3 protein-coding genes and 1 pseudogene are annotated in these 7,513 nt (G+C 43.8%); all 4 read right to left on the bottom strand.

Translation table 11 applies throughout. From position 1 onward, the window contains the following. Positions 1 to 746: 746 nt before the first annotated feature. Positions 747 to 3,068 carry a Tex family protein gene (locus ABWY16_RS08570; RefSeq protein WP_353904230.1) on the bottom strand — a complete coding sequence of 774 codons (2,322 nt, stop codon included), beginning with the start codon at positions 3,066 to 3,068 and terminating at the stop codon, positions 747 to 749. 77 nt (positions 3,069 to 3,145) lie between these two features. Next, positions 3,146 to 4,132, bottom strand: coding sequence for a pyruvate dehydrogenase complex E1 component subunit beta (locus tag ABWY16_RS08565; protein WP_353904229.1), 987 nt, complete (start codon positions 4,130 to 4,132; stop codon positions 3,146 to 3,148). Positions 4,133 to 4,260: 128 nt separating this feature from the next. Next, positions 4,261 to 7,170, bottom strand: a complete 2,910-nt coding sequence (locus ABWY16_RS08560) for a PD-(D/E)XK nuclease family protein (protein WP_353904228.1) — start codon at positions 7,168 to 7,170, stop codon at positions 4,261 to 4,263. Between the two features lie 3 nt (positions 7,171 to 7,173). Next, positions 7,174 to 7,513, bottom strand: a pseudogene (locus ABWY16_RS08555) (Dna2/Cas4 domain-containing protein); the annotation flags it as partial.

Below are 7,513 nucleotides of genomic sequence, written 5' to 3'. Positions count from 1 at the left end.
CAGGGAATTGGTGCACTACTGGTACTTTGCTAATCGTCTCCTGGTGTTGTAATCCAAACTATGGAGAAGATACGTGAGCTATCTCTAGTATAAAGGAATATGACTGATAGTGTCATTATAAGTACTTTACACGGTTTAAACAGGGTTTTTGTTCGCTATTAACAGGCGGTTGACAGGGTGTTGACAGGCTAAAAAGGCCAAATGAGCCTGTCAACACCCCGACAACCTCCCATCAACAAGCTGTGAATACCGAACAAGAACCTTTGTAAAACTCTATAGAATGCCTGTTTGTACACCAGGATTACTAGTAATTAATAGTACACGTTATAAAGGAGAAATGAAGAACTTGCTGACCTCTATATTTTAAAGCCGATTGCTGTTCGCGGCTCATCTTCTTTTTCGATGAATTTACTTAGATATGTAAATTACAAACTATTTTCTGATCATGCTTCATGAGTTGTTTTCAACCTGCTCAACTTTGATAAATAAATGTTTGTGCGCCATCACCATTTCGCGTATCCATGTATAGATCCGGTGATTTATATGTTTACATGAATAGCTCTTTCACTATTCAGGATACAGGACAACATCCTCGCGCCCTGTTCTGTAAAAACAGAAAGGCATGTAACGTAATCCCTGACGATCATCTTTGGAGGTTACAAATTGAGACCTCAAGCTTAACAAAAAAAGCCCCTGAGTAGGGGCTTTAGGATATAAATACGTTTAAGGCTAAATAAAGCCTAGATTTACTTAAACTTATTCTTCAGCGCAGCAAGCTTCATCTGCAAATCGCCTTCAGGTTCAGGTTTCGCTGGCCTCTGCGGCCTGCCGGAAGAGGACTGACCTTTGCCCGGCGCCACCTGGGGCCTGTTCTGAGCTTTAACACCACCTTCAGGTTTTCTAAATCCAGCAGCTCTTTCAGATATACCTTGCTTAGGCGCATTCTCGCTCTTCATAGACAATGAAATCCGCTTGCGTACCACGTCAATCTCTTTCACGGTCACTTCTACCCGCTGGCTAACTTTGAGAACGTCATTCGGGTTTGAAACAAACTTGTCTGCCAATTGACTCGTATGCACAAGACCATCCTGGTGCACGCCAATATCCACAAAAGCACCGAAGTTGGTGATATTAGTCACAATGCCAGAAAGTTTCATCCCAACCTTCAGATCGGCAATTTCATTTACACCTTCAGCAAAACTAAACGCTTCAAACTGCTCCCTTGGATCACGTCCCGGTTTTGCAAGCTCAGCCATAATATCATTTAAAGTCGGCAAACCAACACTATCACTCACATACTGCTGCAGTTTAATCTGCTTCTGCAGCTGAACATCTTTCAGCAAATCATCTACAGAATGCCCAAGGTCCTTCGCCATCTGGTTCACCAGCGCATAACGCTCAGGGTGAACACCGCTGGCATCAAGCACATGCGCTGCATCTCTGATTCTCAGGAAACCCGCAGCCTGCTCATAGGCTTTGCCTCCCAGTCTTGGAACTTTCTTTAAACTCTCGCGGTTCTTAAACGCACCATGTTCATTTCTATAAGCTACAATATTCTGTGCAAGCTGTGGTCCCAGTCCGGAGACATAAGCCAGCACTTGTTTTGATGCAGTATTCAGCTCTACACCTACAGCATTCACACAACTCATTACAGTATCATCCAGTGATGCCTGTAACTTGGTCTGGTCTACATCATGCTGGTATTGTCCAACCCCGATAGACTTAGGATCAATCTTTACCAGCTCCGCAAGCGGATCCATCAGCCTGCGGCCAATAGAAACAGCGCCACGAACAGTAATATCCTGCGTAGGGAACTCTTCCCGGGCCACTTCAGAAGCAGAATATATAGAAGCACCATTTTCATTCACCATCACGATCAGAACTCCCGCAAGACCAAGACCTCTAACAAAAACTTCAGTTTCCCTTCCAGCTGTTCCATTGCCAATAGCAATAGCTTCAACCTCATGCTTAACACATAACTTCTGGATGGCATCCGCAGCATTCTTGACATTTCCCTGTCCGGTATGCGGGTAGATAGTTGTGTTTTCCAGTAGTTTTCCCTGTCTGTCCAGACAAACAACTTTACATCCGGTACGGAATCCCGGATCAATAGCAAGTACATTCTTTTGCCCCATAGGTGCGGCAAGCAACAGCTGCCTTGCATTTTCAGCAAACACACGGATAGCTTCCTCATCAGCTTTTTGTTTGGACAGCAAACGTAACTCAGTTTCCATTGAAGGCCCCAGCAATCTTTTATAACTGTCATGTACAGCAAGTTCTACCTGTTTTGAACTCTCATTATTACCCTGGATAAAGTGTTTTTCCAGTATAGCTATTGCTCCTTCAACTTCGGGAACAGCCTCAAGTTTAAGGATACCTTCATTTTCACCACGCCTCATTGCCAAAATACGGTGCGAAGGAGAAGATTTAACCGGCTCTTCCCATTCAAAATAATCCTTGTATTTTATTCCTTCTTCTTCTTTGCCTTTAACAACAGCAGATTTAATCACCGCTTTTTGCTGAAAATACTTTCGCATATCGCTTCTCACTTCAGCATTTTCACTGATCATCTCCGCTATTATGTCCCTTGCACCTGCTAGTGCATCCTCAAAAGAAGATACCCCCAGTTCCGTATTCAGGTATTTTCTAGCTTCATCCTCCAAATTCATTTTCCCCTGTGCAAACAGGGCAAGTGCCAGGGGTTCCAAGCCTTTCCTGCGTGCCTCAGAAGCCCGGGTTTTCCTCTTCGGTTTGTACGGAAGGTAAATATCTTCAAGGACCGTGATATTGGCAGCTTCATTGATCTGCGCTTCAAGCTCCGCATCAAGTTTCCCTAAAGCCTCTAAAGCTTTTAATATAGCTTCACGTCTTTTGTCCAGCTCACGCAATTGCTGGAAACGGTCACGCACCGCAGCCACCTGAACTTCATCCAGACTGCCGGTCATTTCTTTCCGGTACCGCGAAATAAAAGGTACTGTTGCCCCCTCGTCCAGTAATTCAATAGTGGCAATAACTTGTTTTTCTGCAACTGCCAATTCTGCAGCTATAATCTTTGAGTGACTACTCATATTGAAAAAATAGGTTTAAAACAAAAAATCCCGCAGGGCTTAACCAACGGGATTCTATATACTGTGTTTGAAATAGCTTATTTTGTTACGTACATTACTTCTTTTACCGCTTTGATTACGCGTTCTGCGTTAGGTAAGCTGGCTGCGATCAATGTAGGTGCATACGGAAGCGGAACGTCAGCGCAAGTGATACGCAATACCGGAGCATCTAAATGATCAAAAGCATTTCTTTGTACATTGAATGCAATCTCAGAAGAAATTGAAGCCAGAGGCCATGCTTCTTCTACAATCACCAAACGGTTGGTTTTTTTAACTGACTCGATGATAGCTGCATAATCGATAGGACGTACAGTACGTAAATCGATAACTTCAGCATTGATACCTTCTTTGGTTAATTCTTCAACTGCAGGGTTTACAACGCGGGTAAGCATTTTACCAAAAGTAACGATAGTCACATCAGTTCCTTCTTTTACAATTCTTGCTTTTCCCAGTTCGATATAATATTCCTCTTCAGGAACTTCACCTTTATCACCGTACATTACTTCAGATTCCATGAAGATAACCGGATCAGGATCGATAATTGATTGTTTTAATAATCCTTTTGCCTCATAAGGCGTAGAAGGAACTACAACTTTTAAACCCGGGCAGTTTGCGTACCAGTTTTCAAAGTTCTGAGAGTGTTGTGCACCTAACTGACCAGCGTTTCCTGTAGGACCACGGAATACAGCAGGGATAGAAAACTGACCACCGCTCATAGATAAGATCTTAGCAGCACCGTTGATGATCTGATCGATTGCAACAAGGGAGAAGTTAAAAGTCATAAACTCTATGATCGGAACTAAACCGTTCATTGCGGCACCAATCCCGATTCCGGTAAAACCTAGCTCAGCAATGGGTGTATCAATGATACGTTTGTCGCCAAACTCATCAAGCATACCCTGACTTACCTTATATGCACCATTGTATTGCGCAACTTCTTCGCCCATCATAAAAACGTTTTCGTTCTTACGCATTTCTTCGCTCAAAGCTTCACGCAAAGCTTCTCTAAATTGAATCTCTCTCATTGTATATTCAAATGTTAACTGCCGCAAATATAACTATTGTAACTTAATAATAAAGTAGTGTTTTAAATACAATCCTTTAAGAACGAAAATCACCAAAATATATTGGCAATAAGCCCTAAACAAGCATATTATTTGCCGCATAATGACAAATACGGACAATATTTGCAGTTATCGGTCTGTGTCGTATGTGTAAATGGAAGTCCGGGGTTGAATAATTCTTCTAATTTTGACTTTAAAAGCACAATAAATTCGTCCTTCTGGCTGGCTAAATGTTCTACCTGCAGGTGTACGCGCTTTCTGCTTTCGCTCGAATAAAAAAGTGTACCCTCTTTTCTCATCTTCCTGATCAGGTACAAATTGGGTTCCATGCCGGTAATACCTTTGGCCTGCTCATACACATAAGTATAGAACAGTGTTTGTACCAGCGCCTTATTCTGTTTCCCGCTGTCTGCATCAAAAATATCATGCAATGAGGAATAAACCAGCTCGTCCCTGCCTGTTTTATAATCCACTACCCTTGTTATTCCGTTTTTCAGGTCTACCCTGTCGATAATACCGTGCAGGGTTAACGACCGTTCCACACCATTGACCCCAATCTTAAAGCTGATCTGATCTTTGCTTTCCAGGTCGAGTATAGAAAAGGGAGCTTGCATTTCATCATAATTCAGGATCACATTCGCATATTCTGCAACAATTGCCAGTACCACCTGCTGCATTCCGTTATGGTTTACCTGCTGGTGTTCATTGCCGGCCATTATTTTAGCAAAGGCTGTTATTCCCAGTCTGTCGAGTTGCTTCCTGTGCTCCGCGATTCTTTCCCTGGTGATGTATGGGCCATCCGCTTTGAGCTCTTCATAGAAACGTTCCAGCACAAAATGCAGCATCGAGCCGATGTTATTGGCTTCCAGGTTTTCAGTCAGCTCTTTGGGTTCTTCGATTTTCGCGATATATTTATAAAAGAACTGTACGGGACAGTTCATATAGGTGGTCAGAGCCGTGGCAGAAATCCGTAAAGAAGGATCCTGCTGGTCGAGATACATATTTAAGCGGCTGAGTATTTCAGCCTCTTTTATGATATCCATTTTGGTATGGTGGCTTGTAGCTATGTTTTGCGACTGGTCAAAATACCTGAATGTATACCCGCTCTCAAATTCAAGCTGCCGTAAAAAACGACTGGGTTCACCGGTATTATTTTCATCACCCTGTCCGTTATATACCAGGCTGATCTTACGTGAACGCTGCAGCAGGCGGTAAAACATATAGGCCGAAATCGCATCCTGATTTTCGATTACAGGCAGTCCGTATGCTCTGCGGATACTATCAGGGATAAAACTCGGGGATACGCTTACCTGCGGCAGGATACCTTCGTTTACCCCAAGGATATACACATGGTCAAAATCAAGGCTTCTGCTTTCCAGTAATCCCATTACCTGAACACCTTCCAAAGGTTCTCCGCTTAAAGGAACCGCAATTCCCTGTATTGCTTTCTGCATCAGCGACAGTACAAATGGCAGGGGAAGCTCATTCGTATACTCAGTTAGTGTATCATGAAGCCTGTTTAGCTCCTTGATGGTCGCGATGAAAAGGTCTGCTTCGGTTTGTTTCAGCGTTGTTTCTGCAATCTGCTGACGAAGGATCAGGGTAAACACATCCAGTAAGCCTGAAATGGAAGCTACACCGGTATTTCGTCTTTTAAAGAATATCCCCGAAAGTTCTCCTGCGCCTTTGAGGACATCCATCTCAATTTCTACAAAAATCCCTTCAAGTATTTTTTTCTGCAGTTCATTGCGCAGGTCTGGGGGAAGCCCGACCAGTGGGTGTGACAAAAAAGCCTCTACCTCCCGGTAGTGAACGGTATCTTTTTTTCCGGCAGATAATTGCGATTGTACGCTGAGCCAGATATCAGCAAGGCCGAATATGGAGGTAGCCAGCAAGGGATATCCCATCGTCACGTTAAGATTTACCGGCACTGTTGCTCCAGCTTCTCCTTTATAATGTGTGGGTATAGTTTGCAGTACGGGAAGCAGCAAACTTTCATCTGCCAGGATCAACGCAATTTTTCCGGCATTATCTGATGCATCGAGCATAGGATAATCCTGTTCCAGTTCATGCTGCAGGATCTTTGCCTGCGCAGTTTGTCCCTGGGTTTTATATACGCTGATCTCTTTCTGTACCGACCGGATCAGGTCGCGGCTCTCACCGAGCGCATTGGGCAAACCCAGCTTCTGAATATTTTTTCTGAGGAAAAGTCCGGCTTCCTGGGTCTCATCCTGCATATAATAGTTGTCTGTATCAAAATAAAAGAGGGCTTTTTCATCCTGGTTCCAGCGCTTAAAGATCATGGCTTCCGCATTGCTTAGTGCATTAAATCCGGCAAACACCAGCTTTCCTTTTGCAAAATCATCAATAAATTCCGGCTTTTCTGCTTCGCCTAAGGCTAGTTTCCTGTAAATATGCGCCATGGAGGTCAGCCCTTTTGCAGCAAGTGCCTCATGGAAACCCCTGTACAAAGCCGGCATTCTCCGCCACATCCGTATAAACTGTTCCTGGTGGTTCTTTTGTTTTCCTGAAGAAAAGGACGTCCAGAACTGCTCCAGAAAAGATTGCTGCTCCGCGGTAAGGTGCTGGAAGTTCTTTTCTATCACGGCAATATCTTTCAGTTCTTCAAAAAGCTGGTCTGCATTAACCAGGTCGTTGTCAATCTGGGCGAAATCACTGAGGATGATCCTTGCGACAGGGTAAAACACATCAGGACTGATAGCTTTTGCACCTTCCTCTTTCAGTAATTCGTTGTATTGCTGATAAAGCGTAAAGAATTGTGTAAACCCATCCGCTACCTGCAGATCTGTAGACAATGCAAAAAACTCCTGTATTGTAAAAAAGGAAGGACTCCAGAATGGCTTTCCTATCGTTTGTGCCAGGTGGTTCTGCAGGTAAGCAACCGGCCGTTTATTGTTAAATACCACCGCAGCATGGTGCAGGTCTTTCCCCATCCTTGCTACCAGATCATCTGCAACTTCTTTTAAAAATGCCACCATGCTTTAAACCAGTTTCAATTCGCCGCTATTGGCATAAAATAAATAAGTACTAACTGCCGGATAACCCATTTCCTGGAGCAGCGCCCGGTAGCCATGAACCTGTTTGATATGCGCAGGGCTTTCTTTCTGTGTAAATTTATAGTCGATCACCACCACTTCTCTGTCTGAGATCAAAACCTTGTCCGGGCGGTAGCTCTTGCCATCGCGGTCGATAATACTTTTCTCATTAACTGTCTGGGTACTGCTGTTCAGTAAACGCTGCAGATCAGCATGGGCTAAAACGGTGGTAGCCTGCTGCTGTAAGGAGCTGAGTTCCTCTTCCCTGAAATACCCTTCATTGAGC

Origin of the sequence: Pedobacter sp. (genome assembly GCF_040513095.1) — a bacterium.
Lineage (GTDB): Bacteria > Bacteroidota > Bacteroidia > Sphingobacteriales > Sphingobacteriaceae > Pedobacter.
The sequence above is the reverse complement of the archived record's forward strand: the minus strand, read 5'-3'. Positions and strand labels throughout refer to the sequence as shown.